Source organism: Prauserella marina (assembly GCF_002240355.1).
GTDB classification, from domain to species: Bacteria; Actinomycetota; Actinomycetes; order Mycobacteriales; family Pseudonocardiaceae; genus Prauserella_A; species Prauserella_A marina.
In genome coordinates this window covers 6,572,381-6,594,873 of the sequence record NZ_CP016353.1, presented here as the reverse complement: position 1 = coordinate 6,594,873, position 22,493 = coordinate 6,572,381, and the positions used below count along the sequence as shown (strand labels likewise).

The window sequence follows — 22,493 nt, the reverse complement described above, 5'->3', positions numbered from 1 at the left end:
GTCCCACCCTCGCGCTACGCGTTGAGATTCAACGACGGTGGTCGTCGTACCCGTCGTCGTACGGGTCCTCTGGTTGCTCGTCGTCCTTGCGGTCCTCATCCTCGGAACCGCCCGACAGCTCACGCTGTAGGGCATCGAAATCCGTGGTGGGAACGCTGTACTTGAGCTCCCGGGCCACCTTCGTCTGCTTGGCCTTAGCTCGGCCGCGCCCCATGGCTCGACCCCCTTGCACAGGGGCGGGGCGGCCGGGGGAATCGGCGGCCCCGCGTCGTCTCGACAACTATTTCCTGAACACACCGTACCGTGTCACGTCGGTCTGATGCGACGTGGCACGGTGTGCGAACGGTGACAGTATCGCCTTTCGCGGGCCAGTCGGACCAGCCGGTGCTCGCCGATGTCGTCCGACGTGCCACGATTCAGGAGTGCTCCGTCCGTTCGTGGCCTATCTGAGGGTGTACGAACCCCTCTCCTCTTTCGGCGACCCCCCTCCCGAGCAGCTTGTTCAGGCCGTCGAAGCGGCGAAGCTGACCAGGGCCAGTGTGGGCGAGCGGGAACATCTCTTGTGGCTGAAGTCACAAATTTCAATACCGGTTCGGTTGCTGCCCGCGGAGCTGGCCAACGGCAATCCCGCGCCGAGCACCCAGACCGACGTACTCGTGCTCGACCCCGCCGACGTACCGACCGAGACCGGGGCCGAGGTCGGCCCTGGCCCGCTCGTGTGCCCGCTCGAACTGAGGGTCCGCTCCGCCGCGGCGCTCGTCGGCTTCCTCGGTGACGCTCACCCCGCGCTGCGGGCCGCCGTCCTCGACGCCAACGGGGTTTCCGAGGAGGCCGTGAAGTCGAGGGCGAACGCGGCTCTGCGTGATCTGCACAGCGGAACCATGCACATGCTGTCGACCACGTGGACGGTGCCACTGCCGTGGTTCTCGCTCATCGAACCCGACGAGCGCAGGCTCGTGCTGGGCGACGGCCTGCACGATCCCACGCGCGAACTGTCCTGGCGGGTGGCCATGTCGGATGCCCTGAGCAGGGCCGCCGACGCCGAGGAGCTGGTGAGAGGAACCTTCGGCGACTCGGGGCCGACGGAGATCCTTGAGGAGACCAACCGCTGGTTGTCCAACTTCCATCCGGCCTCGGCCGTCGAACTCGACTACGGCGGCCTGGTCCAGCTCGTCGACGACCCGATTCTGGAGAGCGACACGTCGGCGGAAGAGGTGCACTCCATCCTCGACGCGCTACGCAACGGAGCTGTCGAGGAAATCGCCGACCTCTTCCAGACTCTTCGCGACTACTGGGGCGACCTCGCCGCCCGCGAACGGTTCAACTAACCGGTCAGCGCGGCTCGGCAGGCTTCGGTCACCCTGAGTTCTCCCGCTTCGCGGCCACCGCCGAGCACGAGGCCCGCGCCTCTGCCGACGCCGGTGAGCACCGAGGCCGCCGCGGGGTTTCCTGGCAGCGCGCCCAGCGCCGCCAGTGCTGCGACGAGCACGGGCCCCTTCGCCCTACCCGCCCCGTCGCCGACCTTGCAGGCGAGCGCGGTGCCGTCGGGGAGCGCGAAAGCCGCGACGCCCTCCGCCCCTTCCTTCGAGAGCAAGCCGGGAACCGAGGTCATCAACAGCGTGTCGATCCGGCCTGTTCCCGCGACCAGCCACGGATGGGCTCGCATGGCGTCGGCGACCCTGCGCCGCTCCCCTTCCCTCGCGGTGACGAGCGCACTGAACGCGCGGGCGAGGCCGATGAGCGAGAAGCCGAACAGCGGCGCGCCACAACCGTCGACCCCGGTGGCGGCGACCGGCTCGCCGGTCAGCTCGGCGACCCGTGAGGCGAGTGCCTGCTGGAGCGGATGCTCCCTTTCGAGGTAGCTCTCCGTAGGCCAGCCGCGTTCGACGCAGGTGAGCAGCATGCCCGCGTGCTTGCCGGAGCAGTTCATCGCCGCCCTGCTTCGTCCGATTCCCTCGCGGATCGCCTCGAATTTGCTCGGCTCGTGCAGCGGGTAGTCGGCTGGGCAGCGGAGGTCCCGCTCGTGCAGCCCCGCGCTCGCCAGCAATGCCAGTACGCGTTCGATGTGGCCTTGCTCACCGTTATGGGACGCGCAGGTCAGGGACAGGTCGCCTTCGTCGGCGGCAAGTCCCTCGGCCAGCATCCCCGCCGCCTGCATCGGCTTGTTCGCGGAACGGGGGAAGCGGGGGCGCTCCACATCGCCGATCGCCGACCGAACCTCGCCTTCAGAGCCGACGACAACGACGGCACCGTGGTGAGCGCTCTCCACGAACCCCGAGCGAACGACCTCGACGAGTATCGGATCGCCGTCAGGCACCCTTGCCCTCTGGCGTCTCGGTTGCCGGGTCGCCGCGCTGGCTCGCCAGCAGTTCGTCGACGGAGGCACTGCCCTGCGCGTAGCGGCGGGCGATCTCCGCGTTGATCGTGTCGACCACGCCCTGTACCTCCCTGCGACGCTGGGAGACAGAGGTCTCCTGCTCGTGGAAGCTCTCCAGCGTTTCGGTCAGCTTGTCCTCTGTCAGCGAAGCGACGTCGGACAGGTCGGCGTTGCCGACCAGTGCTTCCGCCCTGCGGCGATACTCGCCTGCCCGTGACGGTTCGAGGGTCTGGTGCCTGCCGGAACCCGTCGCGGGGCCGATCGCGTTCTCGGCGAGGATGGTCGCCAGTTGATCGACGATGCTGACGTCGCCACCCGAAATACGTCGCTGCTGTTCCGCTCGCACGATGTCGATGCGCGCGTGCAGCAGCCGCCGCAGGTACGAGAGGTCGGTCTCTTCCTGAGCGGCCTCGTCCCTGCGTTCGCGCAGCACCGCCATCGGCAGCGTGTCCAGGTTCTGGACATAGTCGGCGGCGAGGACGCGGTCGATGCGACGGCGTCCGCCGGGCCGGACTTCGATCACGGGGGTTCATCCTGCTCTACATCGGTCTTGCGAACTAGGGCGGGGGCCGATCATCTCACCCGCGAAGCTGCTGTACAGCCTCTCTGCCTGGCGCGGCGTGCTCGGCGGGAACCGAATCGGGATCGATCGCGGCCTGTACCGCGCGGTCCTCCTCGCCGGCGATCAGTTCCGCTTCCGGCTTTGTCGACCGCTTGACCAGCGCGAGCGCGACGGGACCCAGTTCGTGGTGCTGGGCGACACTGCCGACCCTGCCGACCGTCTTGTCGCCAAGGCGCACCGCATCACCCGTTTCGGGATAGATTTCGGGCGACCCGTCGAGATGCAGCAGCACCATGTTGCGTGGCGGCCTTCCGACGTTGTGCACCTTTGCCACCGTCTCCTGTCCTCGGTAGCAGCCCTTCGCGACATGCGCGGCCGAGCCGATCCAGTTGACCTCGTGCGGAATCGTGCGTTCGTCGGTGTCGATACCGAGGCGTGGGCGAAGCGATTCGACCCGCAACGCGTCGAAAGCCCACGAACCAGCAGGCCGTGCTCCCGCGTCGGTGAGGCGTTTCCACCATGTGGTCAGTTCTTTTCTCGGCACCATCAAGTCCACACTGGACTGACCTGGCCACGGCATCCTGCGCGCGAAGCCACCGCCCTTCAGGGCGACGACGGAGTAGGGCCGCGAAGGGAGCCCGACGTCCAGCACCGTGTCGGTGTCGGGACCGAGCAGGGTCAGCATCGCGAAGTCGGCCGTGGCGTCGTTGAGGTCCACCTTGGACCAGAACTTCATCGCCTCGAAGTACTCGAAGAGTGTTTGCTTTCCGCCGTTGGGGAACGCGCTCGTCGCCTTGGCCCCTGGATCGGTGTCGAGAAAGACGGTGCCATCGACATAGGAAAGCACCATGTGCGCGTCGATCCTGCCCTGACTGTCCAGCACGAGCGCCTCGGTGCCCGTACCTTCCTCCATCGCCGACACGTGCTGCGAGATCACGAGGTGCAGCCAGGACAGCCGTTCTTCACCGGTGACGGTGATGACCTCCCTGTGCGACCTGTCGACGACGGCGACTCCTCTGGTGGCCGTGCGCTGCTCGGCGAACGGATCTCCCCAATGCCACGGCACCCCCGCCTCCGGGTGGCCTTCCTGGGCGCCGACCGCGCCGGGCAGTTCGAGCAAAGGTGACTGGTAACCCATGACATCGAGGTTAGTTGAGTACCGTGTGGGAATGCGCGTGCTCGCTTTCCTCGACGGCACTCTTGCCGACCCAGACAAGGCCCACATCCGCATCGACGACCTCGGCATCGTGCGTGGCGACGGGGTTTTCGAGACGATCCTCATCAGCAACGGCAGGCCCCGCGAACTCGGTCCGCACCTGGATCGGCTCGCCCGTTCCGCGCGACTGCTCGACCTGCCCGAACCCGACCGGCCCGCGTGGGAACGCGTCGTGCGCACGGTGATCGACAACTGGCAGGGGTCCGACGAGTTCGCGCTCAAGCTGGTGATGACCCGTGGCATCGAAGGCGATCCCGAAGGCAAGCCGACCACGTTCGCGGTGGGCATGGAGGTGGACGAGAAGGCGAAGCGCGCGAGGGTCGAGGGCATCGCGGCCATCACCCTCGACAGGGGTATCGATTGCGACCTGGTCGACAGGGCGCCGTGGCTGCTGCTCGGCGCCAAGACCCTCTCCTACGCCCTCAACATGGCCGCGGTGCGTGAGGCGGCGAGGAGAGGAGCCTCTGATGTCATCTTCACCGCCAACGACGGCTCCGTGCTGGAGGGTCCGACCTCCAACGTGATCATCGCGCGGGGCCGCACGCTCTACACGCCACCGCCGACGATCGGCATTCTGAAGGGCACGACGCAGGGCGACGTCTTCCGTGCGGCGGAGCGCGCGGGGTGGACGACCAAGGTCGAACCGCTCAGGGCCGACGAACTGGCCTCGGCCGACGGGTTGTTCCTCGCGTCGTCGGTCCGCAAGGTGACGAGGGTGCACACGCTGGACGGCATCGTGCTGCCCGATGCCACTGAGATTCACACCGAACTCGCGCGGATCTACGAGTCGCAGTACGAGTGACGTAAGCCGCCGCCGCGACTGATTCCTAGCCGATGACTCGGTGCAGGAGCGCGGAGGTGTGGGGGGTCATGGGCTGGCCGACCATGGCGCGTTCCTCGACGAAGCCGAGGTCGCCGTTCGCGACGATGCCGTAAAGGCGCTGAGCGGCGGTCACCTCTTTTGCCGTCGAGGTCCGAACGACCGCGTCGGTGGAGAGCTGCCACGAGGACTGCGTCTTCGGCTTGCCGTAGAACAGTTCGAGGATGCCGCTCGAATGGGCGAGCAGCAGTTCGATCGTGTCGTCGGCCTGTGGCCGCCACCAGCCGGTTTCGCGGGCAGCGGGCCTGATCACGTTGCCCTCTTCGTCGAGAAGCCAGGAACGGGCTTCGTGGAAGAGGAACGGACGGCCGTCGTGGGAGATCGTGAGCTGCTGGGCGAAGCGGTAGGGGCCGTCGATGGTCGGGTAATTGACCTCGCCCTCACCGCGCCACACGCCGACGAGCGGCAGCAGCGCGAGACAGGCGTCGTTGAGGTTGGGCCCCTCACGCAGGTTTGCCGTGTCTCCGGGAATGGGCAGGTCGTCGAGCTGGGGAATGTTGCGCTTCGCCGTGGTTTCCGCGCGTTCCTCAGCGATCCTGATGGCTTCGTCGCCGCTTGCCGACATGGAACTCAGCGCTGGTCGGAGTAGAGCCGGTAGATCACATAGCCGCCGAACCAGGTGGTGGCGACGATGGCGAGCACCAGCAGCGTCGTAAAGAGAATCTCCACGGCAGGCAGGATAACCCGTCATGGGAGGCCGGGCCTGAGGGCGACCCGGCAGGGGTGAGAACGGTCACGACAAACCGGGCATATGAAAGAAGCCACCCCCGGCACGCCGGGGGTGGCTTCCTGTGTCTTCGCGCGGTCAGCCGATGCCGACGGCGACCTTGTGCACGCCGGGACCTTCGGCGGTCACCGCCGCCTGTCCGTTGCCGGTGCGGTGCAGTGCCCGCACCGTCCAGTCGCCAGGCGCGGCGTAGAACCGGAAGTCGCCTTCCTGCGATGCCTGCACCTCGCCGGCGAACTCGCCGTCGGCGTTGAGCAGCCTGACGTACGCGCCGCCGACCGGACCGGCTTCACCCGTGACCGTGCCCGCGACGACGACCTGGCCGCCAGTGTCCTCGTCCGAGGCCGTCGCGGTCTGCGCCGGGGCGCCGCAACCGTCGCTCATCACTTCTCTCCCGTCTCGATGGGCACGCCGACCAGCGAGCCGTATTCCGTCCAGGACCCGTCGTAGTTCTTGACGTCGCTGAGGCCGATCAGCTCACGAAGGGCGAACCAGGTGTGGCTGGAACGCTCGCCGATGCGGCAGTAGGCGATGGTCGACTTCTCCGTGTCGAGACCTGCCTCCCGGTACAGCTCGGTCAGCTCCTCAGCGGACTTGAAGGTGCCGTCCTCGTTGGCAGCCTTCGACCACGGCACGTTGACCGCGCTCGGGATGTGCCCGCCCCGCTGCGCCGACTCCTGCGGAAGGTGGGCCGGAGCGAGCAGCTTGCCGGTGAACTCGTCGGGCGACCTGACGTCGACGAGGTTCTTGGTGTTGATCGCGTCGACGACCTCGTCGCGGAACGCCCGCAGGTTGAGGTCCTGCTCCTTGGCCGAGTAGCTGGTGCGCTCGCGCTTGACCTCGTCGGAGGTCAGCTCCCTTCCGTCCAGCTCCCACTTCTTGCGGCCACCGTCGAGCAGCTTGACCTTGTCGTGGCCGTAGAGCTTGAAGTACCAGTACGCGTACGCGGCGAACCAGTTGTTGTTGCCGCCGTAGAGGACGACGAGGTCATCGTTGCCGATGCCCTTCTCGGACAGCAGCGCTTCGAAGCCGGCCTTGTCGACGAAGTCACGGCGAACCGGGTCCTGTAGGTCGGTCTTCCAGTCGATCTTCACGGCGCCACGGATGTGCCCGCCGTCGTAGGCTGTGGTGTCCTCGTCGACTTCGGCGAACACCACGCCGGGGGTGTCCAGGTTCTCCTCTGCCCACTGGGTAGTGACCAGGACGTCTTCGCGGCTCATTGACAGGCACTCACTTTCTTGTTTGTCGTGGGTTGGCGCGTGTTCATCGATATCGAAAGGGTTGGTTGCTCAGCGCGCGGGTTCGGTGCGGTTGGACAGTCGCTTGCCGAGCAGGTACAGCTCGCAACCAAGGCAGAAGCCGAACGCCGCGTTCAGAAAGGCGGCGAACAACGCGAAAGCGGTCGCGACGATGCCGAGCGCGGGCACTCCCGCCGCGTATCCGATGGTGCCGACGAGGGCGAACACGAATCCGACGGTCTGCGCGAACCGCAGCGGCGCCGCGTCTTCCCTCTCCGAGGTCGGCTTCAACCGTGGAGCGACGAGCAGGCGATACAACACCGAATACGGTGCCGGTTTCAGACCGATGAACGCGCCGATCGCGAACACCACGGTCTGTGCCGCGAGCAGCGGCCACCAGCCGGTGAGCAGGACGACGGCGAGCACGATCGTCGTCACGATGGCTGCGAAGCGCGGACCACGTGGATCCACCGCTGCTCTTGCGGACATGTCACCTCCGGTATGCGTACGTCGAGCCGGACCTAACGGCAGGACGAACACAGGCTGCTACGGACGCGGCACAAATCGACCACACGCCGTTGCGTCAAGAGGTGGGTAGGCAGCCTGTCCACGGCGTCCAGCCTACTCAGGCTCCCTCAGAGTGGGAACCGCGTTCAATCCGTGGGAGGAGATGCGGTTCCAGCGCTCCGAGCAGGTCAGCGGCCTTGGGGACGCCGCTGACCCGAAACAGTTCGCCGCCGCCGGAGGTGAAGGCGAGTGTCGTGGGGGTGCGCAGCACGCCGAGCCGGTGCGCGACGGAGGGCTGGTCGGTGACGTCGATGTCGACATGTTCAAGCCCGTCGGTGCGCTCGGCCAACGACGAAAGTACCGCCCTCGCGTGCCTGCACGGGGCGCAGAACGTGGTCGAGATCTGCACGAGCGTGACGGCCGATCCCGGCGCGAGTACGGCGCTCACCGGTTCGGGAAGCGTGGCTGCCTGCTGCTCGGCCCCTACGCTCTCGGCGGCCCCTGCCGTGGGGATCGGAGTCGTCCTCGCCTTCCTGATGCGGCCGTTGCGGGCGCTCAGCACGATGCCCGCGACGACAGCCGCGGCCAGCGTGCCGAGTAGCACCCACAAACCCGCCACGGTCAGCGTCCCTTCTCCGTCATTGACTGCTCGACGCACCCGCGAAGGTCACGTCCTTGGCCTCACCACTGATCGTCAGCGAGCCGGGATCCACCCTGATCGCGGTCGGTGTCACCGTGAACGGCAGGTCGCCGGTGTTGATGTCGGCCTCGAAGTTGGGCAGCAACCGTTCCTGCACTTCAGCGGGAACGACGGTGGTCTCCTTGTCATTCCCGAACTGGAGCCGGTGCGGGGTGATCCGGATGGTGGTGTCCTGGAGTTCGATCATGGCGAACGCGAAGATCTCGACCTGCTCGCCCGCGATCTGAAGCTTGCCGGAAATCCGGACGCCCGCCGTCGAGTCCTTGTTGTCCTCCTCTTCTTCCGAGGAGGAACCTTCCGCGGTGTCGCTCTCCGTGCCTTCACCGTTGCGCACGTAGGACTCGCTCGACGGATCGATCCGCAGGTCCTCGATGTTGTCGAGCGGCTTGACCTTGGCGATGTCGCTCGCCTTGAGAGTGATCTGGCCTTCGAGGTCGCCGATGTTGATGCTGTCGACGTTGCCGGACGTCAGGTCCGAGAGCGGCGCCGTCACGTTGCGCAGTTCGGCTCTGATCGAGACATCGCTCAGGATGTCCTCGACCGGAACTCCGTCGGCGGAAACCGTGATGTGACCGTAGTCGCCGGAAATCGCCTGCGTCGCGAAGGGGAAGCCGTGGATGGTGACGGCGGGGTCCTCACTCAGGCTGAGTTGTTCCCTCGCTTTCTGCGACACGGTGTGTTCCGCGAAGGCCGCTGCCGCGAAATCGGCTCCGACCAGCAAGCCGAGCAGCACGACGACAATGACGATGATCTTGCGAGCGCGGCGGCCTCCCTTACGGGGGGAAGGCCGGCTGTCCTGGGTCACTGCGCTACTCACAATCGCTTCCGATCTGTTATCTACCGGCCAACGTAGTCGCGCGGAAGCGCGCGACCTCGTGTGATGCCGATTTCACGGCGGGGACGCCCGACATTTCACCCGCTATTCTCACTGAGGACCGGCCCCGGGCTGGACCCGAGGCGCCACACGGACACGAGGCGGCGGCCATGAGCCTTGACCTTCTTGTACTGACCGCGGAATCCGAAGCCACCTCGGTGCTGCCTGCCCTCGACCTCTTGCCGCACACGGTACGTGTCCGCGCCCCGGAGGTTACCGCCCTGCTGGACGCGGGCCCTCGTGACGTGATCCTGCTCGACGCCCGCGCCGACCTCGCTTCGGCGAAGAGCCTGTGCAGGCTGCTCACCGGCTCCGCGGACGACGAGGCGAGCACGCCGGTCATCGCGGTCGTCGGCGAAGGCGGTCTCGTCGCCGTGAGTGCCGAATGGCGTACCGACGACATTCTGTTGCCCACGGCCGGACCGGCCGAGGTCGACGCACGGTTGCGGCTCGTGACCACCCGTGATGGCGCGACGACCCAGGTCGACGCCGAGCTCAGGGTCGGCGACTTGGTCATCGACGAAGCGACCTACACGGCGCGGCTTCGCAAGCGGACGCTCGAACTGACCTACAAGGAGTTCGAACTGCTCAAATACCTCGCGCAGCATGCGGGAAGGGTCTTCACCAGAGCCCAGCTGCTGCAAGAGGTGTGGGGTTACGACTTCTTCGGCGGCACACGCACGGTCGATGTGCACGTCAGGCGCCTGAGGGCGAAGCTGGGCCCGGAACACGAGCAGATGATCGGCACCGTCCGCAACGTCGGCTACAAGTTCGAGCGACCGGTGAAGGGCGTCAAGAGCGTTCCCGCACCGCTGCCGGAGTCGTTCGAGGTGAGCGAGTTTTCCCGCCGCTGATCTTGGCTAGTCTCGACTCATGGTGAACACAGTGTGGGTCGACGAACTCGACGGCGCGCGCACCGACGAGGTGCGCGCGCTTTTGCTTGCGGCGAAAGCGAAGGACGGTCGGCCGGACGTCGAACCGTTGGGGCCGTTGCCCTCGGAATTCACCGGAGGCGCACACCTGCTGGCACGCGTCGGCGACGAACTGGTCGGCTACGCGCATCTGGATACCGGTGGAGATTCCTTCGGCCGCAAGGTCGCGGAGTTGCTCGTGCACCCCGCGCACCGGCGCAACGGCTACGGCACGGTGCTCGTCGACGCGCTCGTCGAACGAGTTCCCTCGGGGCTTCGCGTGTGGGCACACGGAGATCACCCCGGCGCGGCGAGGATCGCTGAGCGGAAAGGTCTTGCGAGAGCAAGGGAATTGCTCGTGTTGCACGCTGAGGTGGCAGGGGCCGACTGGCCGGAACCGACGCCGCGTGAGGGCCGCGCACTGCGTACTTTTGTGCCTGGTGAGGACGAACAGGCGGTGATCGACGTCAATGCCCGTGCCTTCGACTGGCATCCGGAGCAGGGCTCGCTGACGGTGGAACAGCTCACGCAGACCGAGAAGGAGAACTGGTTCGACGCCGAAGGCTTCTTCCTCGCCGAGGACGAGCGCGGAAAAGTCGTCGGTTTTCACTGGACGAAGGTGCATCCGGCCGATCCCGAACGGTTCGGCGGACAGCCGGTCGGCGAGGTCTACGTCGTCGGCGTCGACCCTGGCGCGCAGGGCGGAGGGCTCGGCAAGGCGCTCACCCTCGCCGGCCTGCGGTACCTGCGCGACCGAGGTCTCACCGACGTGATCCTGTACGTCGAGGGCGACAACGCTCCCGCTGTCGCCGTCTACACGAAGCTGGGCTTTTCGCGGTACCAGGTGGACGTGCAGTACGCGCGCTGATCAGACCCGGCCTAGCCGAACCGGCCGGAAATGTAGTCCTCCGTTGCCTTCTTGCTCGGCGTCGAAAAGATCTTCGTCGTCTCGTCGATCTCGACCAGTTCGCCAGGCTGGCCGACGCCGCGCAGGTTGAAGAACCCCGTCGAGTCGCTGACCCTTGCCGCCTGCTGCATGTTGTGGGTCACGATGACGATCGTGTAGTTCTCCTTGAGTTGCAGCATCAGGTCCTCGATGGCCTGAGTGGAGATGGGGTCGAGAGCGGAGCACGGCTCGTCCATCAGCAGCACTTCCGGTTGCACCGCAATGGCCCTCGCGATGCACAGCCGCTGTTGCTGACCACCGGAAAGTCCCGAACCCGGCTTGCCGAGCCGGTCCTTGACCTCGGCCCACAGGTTGGCAGCCCGCAGCGACTGCTCGACGACATCGTCCAGTTCGGAGCGTTTCATGCGCTTGTTGTTCAGCTTCAGGCCCGCCGCGACGTTGTCGGAAATCGACATCGTGGGGAACGGGTTGGGGCGCTGGAAGACCATGCCGATCTGGCTGCGGACCTTCACCGGATCGACGCCGGAGGCGTACAGATCCTGGTCGTCCATCACGACCTGGCCTTCTACCCGCGCGTTCGGCACGAGTTCGTGCATGCGGTTGAGAGTGCGGAGGAAGGTGGATTTGCCGCAACCGGACGGGCCGATCAGCGCGGTGACCGCACGTGGCTGGATCGTCATCGACACGCCCTGCACGGCGAGGAACTTGTCGTAGTAGATGTCGAGATCCTTGACCTCGATGCGCTTTGCCACAGTGATTTCCTAGTCTTTCCGATTCGTCCTGGTGGCCGTTGCCGCTCAGCCGCGGGTCTTCGGTGCGAACAGTCGGGAAATGAGCCTGGCGATGAGGTTGAGCACCATCACGATGATGATGAGCACCAGCGCTGCTGCCCATGCCCTATCCGTGAACGCGAAGGCAGGGAATCCCGGATGGGCGTAGCTGTTGTACGAGAATACCGACAGGGTCGCCATTCGACCGTCGAACGGATCGAAGTTGTCGCTTGCCGTGATTCCCACGGTAACCAGCAATGGTGCGGTTTCCCCGATCACGCGGGCGATCGCCAGCGTGACGCCGGTCGCGATCCCGGCGAGCGCGGTCGGCAGCACCACCTTGAGGATCGTGCGCCACTTCGGCACCGCGAGTGCGTACGAAGCCTCCCTCAGCTCGTTGGGCACGAGCTTCAGCATTTCCTCTGTCGACCGCACGACGACGGGAATCATCAGCACGCTCAGCGCGACCGCGCCCATGATGCCCATGCGAACACCGGGGCCGAAGAACAACGCGAACAACGCGTAGGCGAACAGACCGGCGACGATGGAGGGAATACCGGTCATCACGTCGACGAAGAACGTGATGGCCTTCGCCAGCCTTCCCCTGCCGTACTCGACGAGGTAGATGGCGGTGAGCATGCCGATGGGCACCGAGATGACCGTCGCGAGTCCGGTGATGATGAGCGTGCCCATGATGGCGTGGTAGGCGCCGCCGCCCTCGCCGATGGCGCCGCGCATCGAGTGCGTGAAGAACTCGACGTCGAACCGCGCGATCCCGTTGGCGATCACCGTGGCCACGACCGAGATGAGCGGCAGGAGCGCGAGCAGGAACGCGCAGGTCACGAGCGCCGTGACGAGCCGGTCGGTCGCCTTCCTCGGCCCCTCGACCATCCGCGACCAGGTGTAGACGATGAGCGTGTAGGCGAAGGCGCCGAGAATGGCGCAGGCCGCCGCGTTCCACCCTGCCAGCCACAATCCCACCGCCGCGAGCACCACGAACAGCAGCGTGAGTTTCGGCCCGTGCCGGGGAAGCTGACCCGCGGTCAGCGGGGTGCCGTTCAACGGCGTGTAGAGGTCCGGCTCAGAGCTGGACGATGTCGCCTGTGTCGGCATCAGTTGGCTCCCGAGAATTCTTTACGCCGGTTGATGACTCCGCGGGCGATCATGTTCACGACCAGAGTGATGGCGAACAGCACGAGGCCGGAAGCGATCAGCGTGTTGACGCTGAGCCCTGTCGACTCGGGGAACTGGAGTGCGATGTTCGCCGCGATCGTCGACGGATTGCCGCTGCTGATCAGGTTGAACGTGACACCGCCGGACACCGACAGCACGATGGCGACGGCCATCGTCTCGCCGAGCGCCCTTCCGAGTCCGAGCATCGAGGCGCCGATGACGCTGGAGCGCCCGAACGGAAGCACTGCCATGCGGATCATTTCCCAGCGGGTCGCGCCGAGCGCGAGCGATGCTTCCTCGTGCAGCCGCGGTGTCTGGAGGAACGCCTCGCGCACGACGGCCGTGATGATCGGCAGGATCATCACGGCGAGCACGATGATCGCGACCAGCATCGTGCGGCCGGTCGCCGAAGGGGGTCCCGCGAAGAACGGGATGAAGCCGAGGTATTCGGAAAGCCACGTCGTCGGCGCCACCGTCAGCGGCGCGAGCACCTGCATGCCCCACAGGCCGTAGATGATGGACGGCACGGCCGCGAGCAGGTCGATGAGGTAGCCGAGTACCTGGGCGATGCGGCGAGGCGCGTAGTAGGTGATGAACAAAGCGATGGCCACCGCGAGCGGCACCGCGATCACGAGCGCGAACAGCGCGGAGATCAGCGTGCCGAACAGCAGTGGCCATACGTAGACGAGCAGCCCCTCGCCACCGGGAATGTCCTCGGCGGGTGCGGTGAGGGACGGCCATGCCTCCGTGATGAGAAACGCGGCGACCCCGGCGAGTGCGATGAGGATCAGCACTCCCGCCCCGGTGGACAGGCCCGAGAAGATGCGATCCCCTGGCCGTTGTGGCACACGGCGCGTGCTCGGCCTAGTTGTGCTCGGGGGCACTGTCGATCCTTCCTTCACGCGGATGTCCGGGTGGCCACCTCGCGGTGACCACCCGGACTGGGTGGAGCCAGGCTGATGTCAGCTCAGCTCTTCGGCCCGGAGATCGCGTCGACCGCAGGCTGGATCTGCTGGCGCAACGCGTCCGAGATGGGGGCGGAACCGGCGGCGTCGGCGGCGCTCGTCTGCCCTTCTGCACTGATGATGTAGTTGAAGTACGCCTTGACAAGGTCTGCCTTGGCGGCGTCGTCGTACTGCGAGCACGCGATGGCGTAGGAGACGAGCACGATCGGGTAGGTGCCGTCGGCGGTGGTGTCCCTCGCGAGGTCGTAGGCGAAGCTGTACTCGCCGCGGCCCTCGTGCCGCTCGGAGACCTCAAGCACCTTGGCCGCCGCCTCGGGCGAGTACTCGACGAACTGGTCGCCGACGCCGACCTTGACCGTGCTCAGCTCGCCTGCCTGGCTCGCATCGATGTAGCCGATGGTGCCGTTGCCGCCGGAAACCGCCTGCCTCACACCAGAGGTGCCCTGCGCGGCCTCGCCACCGCTCACCGGCCAGTCGCCGCTGACCTCGTGCGGCCAGTCCTGCTCAGCGGCCGACGTCAGGTACTCGACGAAGTTCTCGGTGGTGCCCGACTCGTCGGAGCGGTTCACCGGGGTGATCGCGGTGTCGGGAAGCTCGGCATCGGGGTTGTCGGCCGCGATGGCCGGGTCGTTCCAGTTCGTGATCTGCTGGTTGAAGATCTTGGCGATCGTGCCGGGCTTGAGGTTGAGGCTGTCGACGCCGTCGAGGTTGAACACGACCGCGATCGGCGAGACGTAGGCGGGAACCTCGACAAGCTGGCCGCAGCGCTCCTGTGCGGCTGCCAGCTCCTCGTCGTCGAGGTAGGCGTCCGTACCGCCGAAGTCGGAACCGCCGTTGATGAACTGCTCACGACCGCCACCGGAGCCGATGGGGTCGTAGTTCACGGTGGCGTCGAGATTCTCCTTGACGAAGCCCGCCTGCCATGCCTGCTGTGCGGCGTCCTGCGAACTCGCGCCCGCACCCGAGATCGTTCCCGCGAGACCGCTGCCGTCGCCCTGTCCACCTTGCTCGTTGGCCGAGCCGCAGGCCGCAAGGCCGAAGGTGAGCGCGGCTGCCGCCGGGAGGGCGATTACGCGGCCCAGGGTGGTACGCTTCACAATTAACCTCTTCCGGATTTCCGCGGTCGGCAGCAGCCGCCGCTGAGGAATGCTCACGTTTCTGGACGCTATGGGCGCTACGTGACACCGCAGGGCAGTGCGGATGAACGAAGCATGAACGACACCTGACAAAGGGCCGACGTCACAGCGACGTAACGGAGTCGTGACGGTGTGTTGGCCCGTGGGGCGACGGTGGTCATACGGAAGGTGGCCGATCAGTGCGGATGGAGGTCCGGACTACAGTTCGCTGCCACCGCTTGAGCCGGGCATCTGCCCTGTGACAACGAAAACAATCCGTCTGGCCACCGAGACGGCGTGGTCGGCGTACCGCTCGTAGAACCGGCCGAGCAAGGTCACGTCGACGGCTGCCGCGACACCGTGCGGCCAGTCCTTGTCCATGATCACGGTGAACAGGTGCCGGTGGATGTCGTCCACCTCGTCGTCGTCGGTCTCGATGGACCTCGCGACCTCGATGTCCTTCGACCTGATCACGTCTTCGGCCCTGCGGGCGAGCCGGACGTCGACCTCGCCCATCTTGGCGAAGTAGGGCCTGACCGGTTCCGGAAGAACGGGGTCAGGGTGCCTCCGGCGGGCCGCCTTCGCGACGTGCAGCGCCAGATCTCCCATCCGCTCAAGGCTTTCCGCGGCGTGGAGTGCCGCGACGACGACCCTCAGGTCCGTCGCGACCGGTGCCTGGAGTGCGAGCAGTGCGTAAGCCTGCTCCTCGCAGTCGGCTCGTGCGTTGTCCACTGCCACGTCATCGCTGATGACCTGTTCGGCCAATCCGAGATCCGAATCCAGCAGAGCCCGTGTCGCCCGCTCCATGGCATCGGCGACCTGGCTGGACATCCTCGCCAGGTTCTCGGCAAGGTTGTCTAGTTCAACGTGGTAAGCCTCGCGCATACCGGCCACCTTACGTCGGCCTCCCGACGCCTGTCGCATCGCGAAGTGAACCGCAGGTGAACCGGAGCTGACAACTGCGCTACGCGGGCGCCGCCTGCTGGTCGTCGCCTGCCCCGCCCGCCTGCTGAGGCGCTTCCTCTTCATCGCCTGGCAGCGGTGTGTTCTCGATCAGCGCGTGGAAGAGGGCCTTCGTGTCCGCTTCGAGTAGTTCCTCGTTGCCGTTGTCGTTGGCTTCCCCGACCGTCGGCACCGTCATGAACTGCACCGCTCCCGCGCTGAGCCCCTGCATGGACTGGGCGAGCGTCAGCAGCTGATCGATGCCGATGTTCTCGCCGAAGGTCGACTCGGCGAACGCGGTGACGAAACCGGTCAGCTTGCCGACGTCGAGCAGTACGTCCTTGGAAAGCGTCGCCTTCAGCAGCGAGGCCATGAACTCCTGCTGCCGCTGCATTCGGCCGTAGTCGGAGAAGGTCGGGTCACCGAAGACCTTGCGGGCCCTGACGAAGTTGAGTGCCTGCTCGCCGCGCAGCCGCACCTCGCCGGTCTCGGCGACGATCAGCCCCAGTTCCTGGTCGCGCATCGGCTCTTCGATGTTCATGACGACCCCGCCGACGGCGTCGACCATGCCCTTGAAGCCCTGGAAGTCGATGCCGACGAAGTGGTTGATCTTCATGCCGGAGATCTGCTGGATGACCTTGGTGACACAGCGGGGACCGCCGACGGTGAACGCGGAGTTGAGTTTCACCGTGTCCGCGCCGGGGACGACCTCGGCGTATTCGCCGGTCTCCGGGTTCCACCGCTCGCAGTCGGGGCGCGAGATCTCCAGGTCGCGAGGGAACGAAACGACGACGGCCCGCTGCCTGTCCTTCGGCACGTGCGCGATCATCACCGTGTCCGAGCGGGCACCGGGAATGCCGCCCGAATCGCCGACGTGGTCTTCGAGTTCGGCGCCTTCCCTCGTGTCGGAGCCGACGATCAGGAAGTTCGCGTCCCCGATCTGTCCCGCCGCGTTGCGGATGTCCTTCGAGTTCTCGTCGAGCGCGGCGATCTCGTTGAACTGGGAGTTGAACCAGGTCTTCGCTCCCCACGCGATGCCGGTCGCGATGAACACCAGCACGGCCACGGCGATCGCGGTGATCCGGCCTGCGAGCATCGCGCGCTGGTTGCGGCGCTCCTTTTTTTCCTGGAGGCGCGTCTGCGGGGCGGCCTTGGCGTCGTCGTCTGTTTCGTCCGTTTTCTCGTCGCCGTCCCGCTGGTCGCCGTCCCGCTGGTCGTCGGACACGGCATGGCCTTCGGCGTTGACCTTGCTGCTGACCGCCGTCGTGGCGACCGTGACGGCCCTGTGCAGCTTCGTTCTCGTCTGTTCGAGCCTGGCGACGAGCTTGTCCTTGCGTTCCCGCCGCGAGCGTTCCTCTGCTTCGAGTTCGTCGTGGGCCGCACCGAATCTGGCGAGTGAATCGTCGATCTTGCGGCGGTACTTCGTGGCGTCGTCGACCGGCTCCATCTGGTCGGTCATCGTCAACCGGTCTTCGAGTGACCGTTCAGGTGGTGGCTGCAAGGGCCGCCTCGGCCGGGGTGGCGCGGGCGGTCGCTGGGCCGGTTGCGGCGGGTTCGCCTGTGCGGGAGGCGGCGAGTCGAGGTCGCCTTCGAGCACCGCGGCCACGTTGCGGGTCGGCTGGTCGGGCGAGACGAGGTCCTGCCTCGGTGCTTCCTTGCGTGGCTCGGGGTGCTGCGCTTCGGGGCGTGCCTGTTCAGGGCGCGGAGGTTCGGGCCGTTGCGGTTCGGGGCGTGCTGCTTCGGGGCGCGGCGCATCGGGAATGGGCGCCACGCGCGGAGGTTCGGGCCGCCGCGGCTCGCCGCGCTGCTGTTGCCTGCCTTGCTCCTGCCGAAGTGCGTTGTTCTCCCGCACGGGGAGTTGGCGAGGCGGCTGCTGCCTCGGCTCAGGCCGCGCCATCTCGGGCCGGGATTCCGGCCTGCGAGGCCGTTGCTGTTGTCGCGGCTGTTCCGTGCGCGGCTCCGGCTTCGGAGCTTCGAAATGGGGACGCTCTTGCCGGGGGTCGGGGTGGGGCGGGGGCGGGGGTTGCCTTCGAGGGGCTTGCGTCGTGGGGGGTGTCGGCGCTGGTCGGGGGAACGGGCCTGACCCCATGGGTTCTCGACGCTGATTCCGGGGAGGTGGCTGGGCCTGCGGGGGTTGCGCTGGAGGCGGGGGTTGAGGTGGTGGTTCTTCGCGCCTTGGGGGCGCGGGTCTGCGCGGCGGGGCGGGAGGCCGCTGCGGGGGCTCCTCGGCCGCAGGTGGTTCGTGATGCCGGGCGGCAGGCGGGTTCGGCAGTGGCTGTTGCCCGGTTTCGAATTGAGGGCGACGGCCGGTGTGCTTTGCGACGACCTCCGAGACGCTGATGCCGCCCGAGTCGTCGAGTGAGCGCCTGCGCTTTCGCTCTGCCGCCTTGCGGTTGAGCTGTGCGCGAGCCCGCCACTCGTCCGCCTGTGACGTGGTGCTGTCGCTGTCGTGAGTGTCTGGAGTGCGCTGAGTGCTGTTGTCGTCGGACACGCACTCTCCTTTCGCACTCACGGTTTCCAGGCGGAGCCCGGAACTCCCTTGCTTTGATCGTCCGTTGGCAAGCGTTCGTTATCGTACGGATATCCGCCGTTCGTGACGACACCAAGCCGTGACTTTTTTACGCAGAGTTGTTCCGCAGGGCCATTAGGGCCACGGTGGAGGGACCTTGCCCGGTTAACTCACGGGCATGGCTGAGTGGCATGAGTACGCACGGTTTTCGCGTCGGCATCGCCCCACTGAGCTGCGCCGACCGTGCGGATGACGCGAACGTGGCCGTGTTCGCGGAACGCGACGAGATTCCGGCCCGCTCGCTTGGCCTCGTAGAGCAGCGAGTCGGCTTCCAAGAGTTGATCATGGGGACCACCAGGTGGTTTGGGCTCGGGAACCACTCCGGCGCTGATGGTGACCGCGAGACCGGCCCTCAGTCCCGACCACGGGTGCTCGGCGACCCGAATTCGTGCACGTTCCGTGATTGCGATGACTTCCCTGCGGCCGCCGCGCGGCAGAACGAGTACGAATTCCTCGCCCCCGTAGCGCGCGCAAAAGGCATCGGATGGAAGGCACTGCCGCAAAAGGAGTACGACCCGTTGCAGCACTTGGTCGCCGACGAGATGCCCGAATCGGTCGTTGACGTGTTTGAAGAGATCGAGGTCGAGTAATGCCACGGCGGGCGAGGCGAGTGTGTCGAGTCTGCGGTCGAGATATCGGCGGTTGTATGCGGCGGTGAGCGAGTCGGTCAGGCTCTCGTGCCTGGCTTGCGCGTGTTCTCTGCGAAGCTGCTCGACTTCCCTGCGGTACTGCTCGGGCGCGCGCGCCTGAGGCGTGCTCGACCGGCTCAGATCCATCGCGGTACGCAGGTGTTCGTACGCGCGCCGCCATTCACCTCGCGCGGCGTAGGACTCGGCGAGCGCTTCGTGTGTGGTGGGCAGCGTGCGGGAAGGATGTGTGCCTGCCCTTCTCGGGCCGTTGCCTGCCGCCACGATGCAGCCTCCGTCGCGTACTGCCCCCGATGCTTGGTTGTCGTCTCACCGGAGGTCGTCCTGAAGGGCGGGCGGCGACAGAAATATGAATATCGCTCAAGTGGACTACGAGACCTTGGGCGGCCGGTGGTCAGATCCGGAAGACCTCGGCGAACGTCGTGAGCAATGCGGGATTGCCTTCCAGTCGCACATGACCAGCCTCGATGGCCTGCTCCGCGGTGAGTTCGCCCGCCATGAGCGCCTTGATCGCCGGCCCCGTCTCGATGGTCAGATCGGCGTCGGGGAGTTCGCCGACGTCCGTGGTCAGCTTTCCTTCGTCGATCTTGACGTGGATGACGGCAGGTCCGGCTCGAAGTTCCCAGCTCGCCGTCAGTGCGGCGGCGACGTCGGGCTGGAACGTCGATCGCATGGCGATGACGAGCGAATCGGGAGTCACGATGTCGTCGGGTTTCGGTTCGCCCATCGACCTCGCGCCCCATCTGCCGAGCGCGTGCACGATCGGTTCGAGGTCGTGGCCGTAGTCGGTGAGGCTGTAGACGACGGAGCCTTCTGGGCGGGGCAGGACCCTTCGCTCGATCACGCCGTCGGCTTCGAGTTGCTTGAGGCGGGCGGAGAGGACGTTCGTAGGGATGCGAGGGAGACCTCTGCGCAGGTCGGTGAACCGTTTGGCGCTGACCAGCAGGTCTCGGATGATGAGCAGCGCCCAGCGCTCGCCGACCAGGTCGGCGGCGTGTGCGAGTCCGCAGAACTGCCCGTAGTTTCGCTTCGCCATTGTCTGAATTCTAGTTCATCCTGCTGTTGTTGTACCTTGCTTGTAATTAACAAGTGGAGGTGTGCTGATGTCGGAATCCCTGTTCGAGCGACATCGCGTGGAGCTCACCGCCTTTTGCTATCGCATGCTCGGCTCGGGGTTCGAGGCCGAGGATGCGGTACAGGAGACACTAATGCGCGCCTGGCGCGCCTACGACCGATTCGATCCAGACAAGGGTTCGGCGCGGACGTGGCTGTACGCGATCGCGACCAATGTCTGTTTCGACCTGCTGCGCGGTGCCCAGCGGAGGGCTGGCGCCATGGAGCTTGCCGCGAGCGCACGGCCGGGTGATCCACTCGGCGCTCCGCTTCCGGAGCAGTACTGGGTGCACCCCGTCCCGACGGACCGCGTACTGGCTGGTGACCCCGCCGAGCTGGTCGTCCAGCGCGAGTCGGTCCGGCTGGCCTTCATCGCGGCGCTCCAGCTCCTTCCCGCAAGGCAAAGGGCCGTGCTCGTGCTCCGCGAGGTGCTGCATTGGCGGGCTGCCGAGGTGGCCGCGCTGCTCAAGACCAGCGTCGCCTCCGTGAACAGCGCGCTCCAACGCGCGAGGGCGACGCTCGCCGAACACCGTGATGCCGAGCCTCGCGGTTTCCGGGCCGGTTCGCTCGATGCGGACGACCAGGTGCTGCTCGACCGCTACGTCAAGGCATTCGAGCGACACGACGTCGAAACCATGACGGCGTTGCTGGCCGACGACGTGGTCATGTCGATGCCGCCGTTCGCGTGGTGGCTGCGCGGCAAGGCGGACGTTCGCACGGTGCTGCTCACCCCTGACTCGCCGTGTGAAGGTGACCGATTGGTGCCGACCTCGGCGAACGGTTTGCCCGCCTTCGGGCAGTACCGCGATGGAAAGCCGTTCGCGTTGCTGCTGCTCGAACCGGACGGTGGCCGGATCGGCGCCACGACGAGCTACCTCGAAGCGAGCAGGCTGTTCCGGCTCTTCGGGTTGCCGACCAGTCTGGCTACCCGCCGGAGTGCATGACGTCGGCGCCCTCCGGGACACACGGGTCGTTGGGGTCGTCGAGCCACCCGTGGGGCAGCGTGACTTTGCCAGGCGAACCCTGGCGCCCTCGGGGACCGAGCGCGTCGGTTGGAAACGGTTCGTCCTTGTCGAGCTGGGCGATCAGATCGTCGAGCTCGGCCATCGACGACACCATGGCGAAGCCGCGCCGCAGCTCGGAGCCGACCGGAAAGCCCATGAAGTACCAGGCCATGTGTTTGCGCAGGTCGCGCATGGCCTTGCCGGGCCCGTCATGGTCGACGAGTAGTTCGGCGTGCCTGCGCAGGACGGCCGCGACTTCCCCGAGGTTGGGCTCCTTCGGGGCGGGCCTTCCCTGGAAGGCGGCCTCCAACTCGCCGAACAACCACGGCCTGCCGAGGCAGCCCCTGCCGACGACGACACCATCGCAGCCGGTTTCCGAGACCATCCTCAACGCGTCGGCCGCGGAGAAGATGTCGCCGTTGCCGAGCACGGGAATGCTGGTGACGGCCTCTTTGAGCATCGCGATCCGCGACCAGTCGGCCTGGCCCGAGTACCGCTGGGCCGCGGTCCGCGCGTGCAGTGAGACGGCGGCGGCGCCCTCCGCTTCGGCGATGCGGCCCGCGTCGAGGTAGGTGTGGTGCTCGTCGTCGATGCCGACCCGGAACTTCACGGTCACCGGCACCCCCGAGGGTTCGGCAGCCTCGACGGACGCTCGCACGATGTTGCCGAACAGGGTGCGCTTGTACGGCAGCGCGGCGCCGCCGCCCTTGCGGGTGACCTTCGCGACGGGACAGCCGTAGTTCTGGTCGATGTGGTCGGCGAGGCCCTCGCCGACGATGATCTTGACCGCTTCGCGCATCGTCTTCGGGTCGACCCCGTAGAGCTGCATCGACCTCGGCTTCTCGTCGGCACCGAAGGTCATCATGTGCATGGTGCCCGGGTGGCGTTCGACGACCGCGCGAGCGGTGATCATCTCGCAGACGTAGATGCCGGCGCCGTACTCCTGGCAGAGCCTGCGGAACGCGACGTTGGTGATGCCTGCCATCGGCGCGAGCACGACCGGCGGATCGACCTCGTAGGGGCCGATCTTCAACGCGGGTGTCGACAATGTGGCGGTCACGTTCTCCATTGTCACCTGTGTCGCGACGCACTCGCCCCGGGGCGTGACTTGGTGCCGTCCGAAGCAGGTCCGGGGGCCGTGGCCGGACCTGTCGAGACTCGGCAGATCCACGACGACACCTGCGGCAGATCCACGAAGCAACCCTCGGCAGATCCACGAAAGGCTGGGGTGTCGGAGGTGTCATGGGTATTGCCCACTTACCCACTCGTGGGTAGTCTGGGTCTATCTGGGTTCAG

Annotated in this window: 24 protein-coding genes; 5 read left to right on the top strand and 19 right to left on the bottom strand. The window is 66.5% G+C overall.

The window, feature by feature from the left end:
• Positions 1-28 precede the first annotated feature (28 nt).
• Complete coding sequence (locus tag BAY61_RS30650) at positions 29-214, bottom strand: DUF3073 domain-containing protein (RefSeq protein ID WP_091805769.1); 186 nt, start codon at positions 212-214, stop codon at positions 29-31.
• Between the two features lie 208 nt (positions 215-422).
• Between BAY61_RS30650 and BAY61_RS30645 the strand changes: the two genes are divergently transcribed.
• The gene (locus BAY61_RS30645; protein ID WP_091805767.1) at positions 423-1,328 is read left to right on the top strand and encodes a DUF8083 family protein; all 906 of its coding nucleotides are present in this window, start codon (positions 423-425) and stop codon (positions 1,326-1,328) included.
• On the opposite strand, the gene BAY61_RS30640 is transcribed toward BAY61_RS30645, so the two are convergent.
• The 3 genes from BAY61_RS30640 to ygfZ are packed head-to-tail and all read right to left on the bottom strand — an operon-like array spanning position 1,325 to position 4,077.
• The gene (locus tag BAY61_RS30640; RefSeq protein ID WP_091805764.1) at positions 1,325-2,317 is read right to left on the bottom strand and encodes an asparaginase; all 993 of its coding nucleotides are present in this window, start codon (positions 2,315-2,317) and stop codon (positions 1,325-1,327) included. The two genes, BAY61_RS30645 and BAY61_RS30640, sit on opposite strands and share 4 nt — an antisense overlap.
• The gene (locus tag BAY61_RS30635) at positions 2,310-2,900 is read right to left on the bottom strand and encodes an RsiG family protein (protein ID WP_091805761.1); all 591 of its coding nucleotides are present in this window, start codon (positions 2,898-2,900) and stop codon (positions 2,310-2,312) included. The genes BAY61_RS30640 and BAY61_RS30635 overlap by 8 nt, the downstream gene beginning before the upstream one ends.
• Positions 2,901-2,955: 55 nt before the next feature.
• Positions 2,956-4,077 carry a CAF17-like 4Fe-4S cluster assembly/insertion protein YgfZ gene (gene ygfZ / locus BAY61_RS30630; protein ID WP_091805758.1) on the bottom strand — a complete coding sequence of 374 codons (1,122 nt, stop codon included), beginning with the start codon at positions 4,075-4,077 and terminating at the stop codon, positions 2,956-2,958.
• Between the two features lie 31 nt (positions 4,078-4,108).
• On the opposite strand from ygfZ, the gene BAY61_RS30625 reads away from it, so the two are divergent.
• Positions 4,109-4,957 (top strand): aminodeoxychorismate lyase, encoded by an 849-nt coding sequence (locus BAY61_RS30625; RefSeq protein ID WP_091805755.1) that lies wholly within the window; start codon positions 4,109-4,111, stop codon positions 4,955-4,957.
• A gap of 25 nt (positions 4,958-4,982) precedes the next feature.
• Here BAY61_RS30625 and BAY61_RS30620 read toward each other — a convergent pair whose 3' ends face one another.
• The 6 genes from BAY61_RS30620 to BAY61_RS30595 form a co-directional block, all read right to left on the bottom strand.
• Positions 4,983-5,600, bottom strand: coding sequence for a heme-binding beta-barrel domain-containing protein (locus tag BAY61_RS30620; protein ID WP_091805752.1), 618 nt, complete (start codon positions 5,598-5,600; stop codon positions 4,983-4,985).
• 240 nt (positions 5,601-5,840) lie between these two features.
• Positions 5,841-6,146 carry a DUF1416 domain-containing protein gene (locus tag BAY61_RS30615; protein ID WP_091805750.1) on the bottom strand — a complete coding sequence of 102 codons (306 nt, stop codon included), beginning with the start codon at positions 6,144-6,146 and terminating at the stop codon, positions 5,841-5,843.
• Positions 6,146-6,982: a sulfurtransferase gene (locus BAY61_RS30610; RefSeq protein ID WP_091805747.1), complete on the bottom strand. Its 837-nt coding sequence runs from the start codon at positions 6,980-6,982 to the stop codon at positions 6,146-6,148. Before BAY61_RS30610 ends, BAY61_RS30615 begins: the two co-directional genes overlap by 1 nt.
• Before the next feature lie 69 nt (positions 6,983-7,051).
• Positions 7,052-7,489: a DUF4395 domain-containing protein gene (locus tag BAY61_RS30605; protein ID WP_091805744.1), complete on the bottom strand. Its 438-nt coding sequence runs from the start codon at positions 7,487-7,489 to the stop codon at positions 7,052-7,054.
• Between the two features lie 136 nt (positions 7,490-7,625).
• Positions 7,626-8,126: a thioredoxin family protein gene (locus BAY61_RS30600; RefSeq protein WP_091805741.1), complete on the bottom strand. Its 501-nt coding sequence runs from the start codon at positions 8,124-8,126 to the stop codon at positions 7,626-7,628.
• Positions 8,127-8,145: 19 nt separating this feature from the next.
• A complete protein-coding gene (locus BAY61_RS30595) occupies positions 8,146-8,958 on the bottom strand; it encodes an LmeA family phospholipid-binding protein (protein WP_420848814.1) in 813 nt (270 codons plus the stop codon).
• Positions 8,959-9,191: 233 nt separating this feature from the next.
• Between BAY61_RS30595 and BAY61_RS30590 the strand changes: the two genes are divergently transcribed.
• Positions 9,192-9,935, top strand: coding sequence for a winged helix-turn-helix transcriptional regulator (locus BAY61_RS30590; RefSeq protein ID WP_091805735.1), 744 nt, complete (start codon positions 9,192-9,194; stop codon positions 9,933-9,935).
• Positions 9,936-9,954: 19 nt separating this feature from the next.
• Positions 9,955-10,860 (top strand): mycothiol synthase, encoded by a 906-nt coding sequence (mshD, locus tag BAY61_RS30585; RefSeq protein ID WP_091805732.1) that lies wholly within the window; start codon positions 9,955-9,957, stop codon positions 10,858-10,860.
• Between the two features lie 11 nt (positions 10,861-10,871).
• On the opposite strand, the gene pstB is transcribed toward mshD, so the two are convergent.
• The 8 genes from pstB to BAY61_RS30545 form a co-directional block, all read right to left on the bottom strand.
• Positions 10,872-11,651, bottom strand: coding sequence for a phosphate ABC transporter ATP-binding protein PstB (pstB, locus tag BAY61_RS30580; RefSeq protein ID WP_091805731.1), 780 nt, complete (start codon positions 11,649-11,651; stop codon positions 10,872-10,874).
• A gap of 45 nt (positions 11,652-11,696) precedes the next feature.
• Complete coding sequence (gene pstA, locus BAY61_RS30575) at positions 11,697-12,782, bottom strand: phosphate ABC transporter permease PstA (RefSeq protein WP_091805728.1); 1,086 nt, start codon at positions 12,780-12,782, stop codon at positions 11,697-11,699.
• Positions 12,782-13,690 carry a phosphate ABC transporter permease subunit PstC gene (pstC, locus tag BAY61_RS30570; RefSeq protein ID WP_176879750.1) on the bottom strand — a complete coding sequence of 303 codons (909 nt, stop codon included), beginning with the start codon at positions 13,688-13,690 and terminating at the stop codon, positions 12,782-12,784. Before pstC ends, pstA begins: the two co-directional genes overlap by 1 nt.
• Positions 13,691-13,809: 119 nt before the next feature.
• Complete coding sequence (gene pstS / locus BAY61_RS30565) at positions 13,810-14,904, bottom strand: phosphate ABC transporter substrate-binding protein PstS (protein ID WP_091805722.1); 1,095 nt, start codon at positions 14,902-14,904, stop codon at positions 13,810-13,812.
• A gap of 237 nt (positions 14,905-15,141) precedes the next feature.
• Entirely contained in the window at positions 15,142-15,807 is a 666-nt protein-coding gene (phoU, locus tag BAY61_RS30560; protein ID WP_091805719.1) for a phosphate signaling complex protein PhoU, read from the bottom strand.
• Between the two features lie 79 nt (positions 15,808-15,886).
• Complete coding sequence (locus tag BAY61_RS30555; protein WP_091806543.1) at positions 15,887-17,323, bottom strand: LCP family protein; 1,437 nt, start codon at positions 17,321-17,323, stop codon at positions 15,887-15,889.
• A gap of 1,220 nt (positions 17,324-18,543) precedes the next feature.
• Positions 18,544-19,344, bottom strand: coding sequence for a GGDEF domain-containing protein (locus BAY61_RS30550; protein WP_245865584.1), 801 nt, complete (start codon positions 19,342-19,344; stop codon positions 18,544-18,546).
• A 130-nt stretch (positions 19,345-19,474) separates the two neighbouring features.
• Positions 19,475-20,116 carry a winged helix-turn-helix transcriptional regulator gene (locus BAY61_RS30545; protein WP_091805716.1) on the bottom strand — a complete coding sequence of 214 codons (642 nt, stop codon included), beginning with the start codon at positions 20,114-20,116 and terminating at the stop codon, positions 19,475-19,477.
• Positions 20,117-20,183: 67 nt separating this feature from the next.
• Between BAY61_RS30545 and BAY61_RS30540 the strand changes: the two genes are divergently transcribed.
• On the top strand, positions 20,184-21,137 hold the full coding sequence (locus BAY61_RS30540) for a sigma-70 family RNA polymerase sigma factor (RefSeq protein ID WP_091805713.1): 954 nt from the start codon (positions 20,184-20,186) through the stop codon (positions 21,135-21,137).
• Here the strand turns inward: BAY61_RS30540 and dusB are convergent.
• Positions 21,118-22,266 (bottom strand): tRNA dihydrouridine synthase DusB, encoded by a 1,149-nt coding sequence (gene dusB / locus BAY61_RS30535; protein WP_091805710.1) that lies wholly within the window; start codon positions 22,264-22,266, stop codon positions 21,118-21,120. The two genes, BAY61_RS30540 and dusB, sit on opposite strands and share 20 nt — an antisense overlap.
• Positions 22,267-22,493 lie beyond the last annotated feature (227 nt).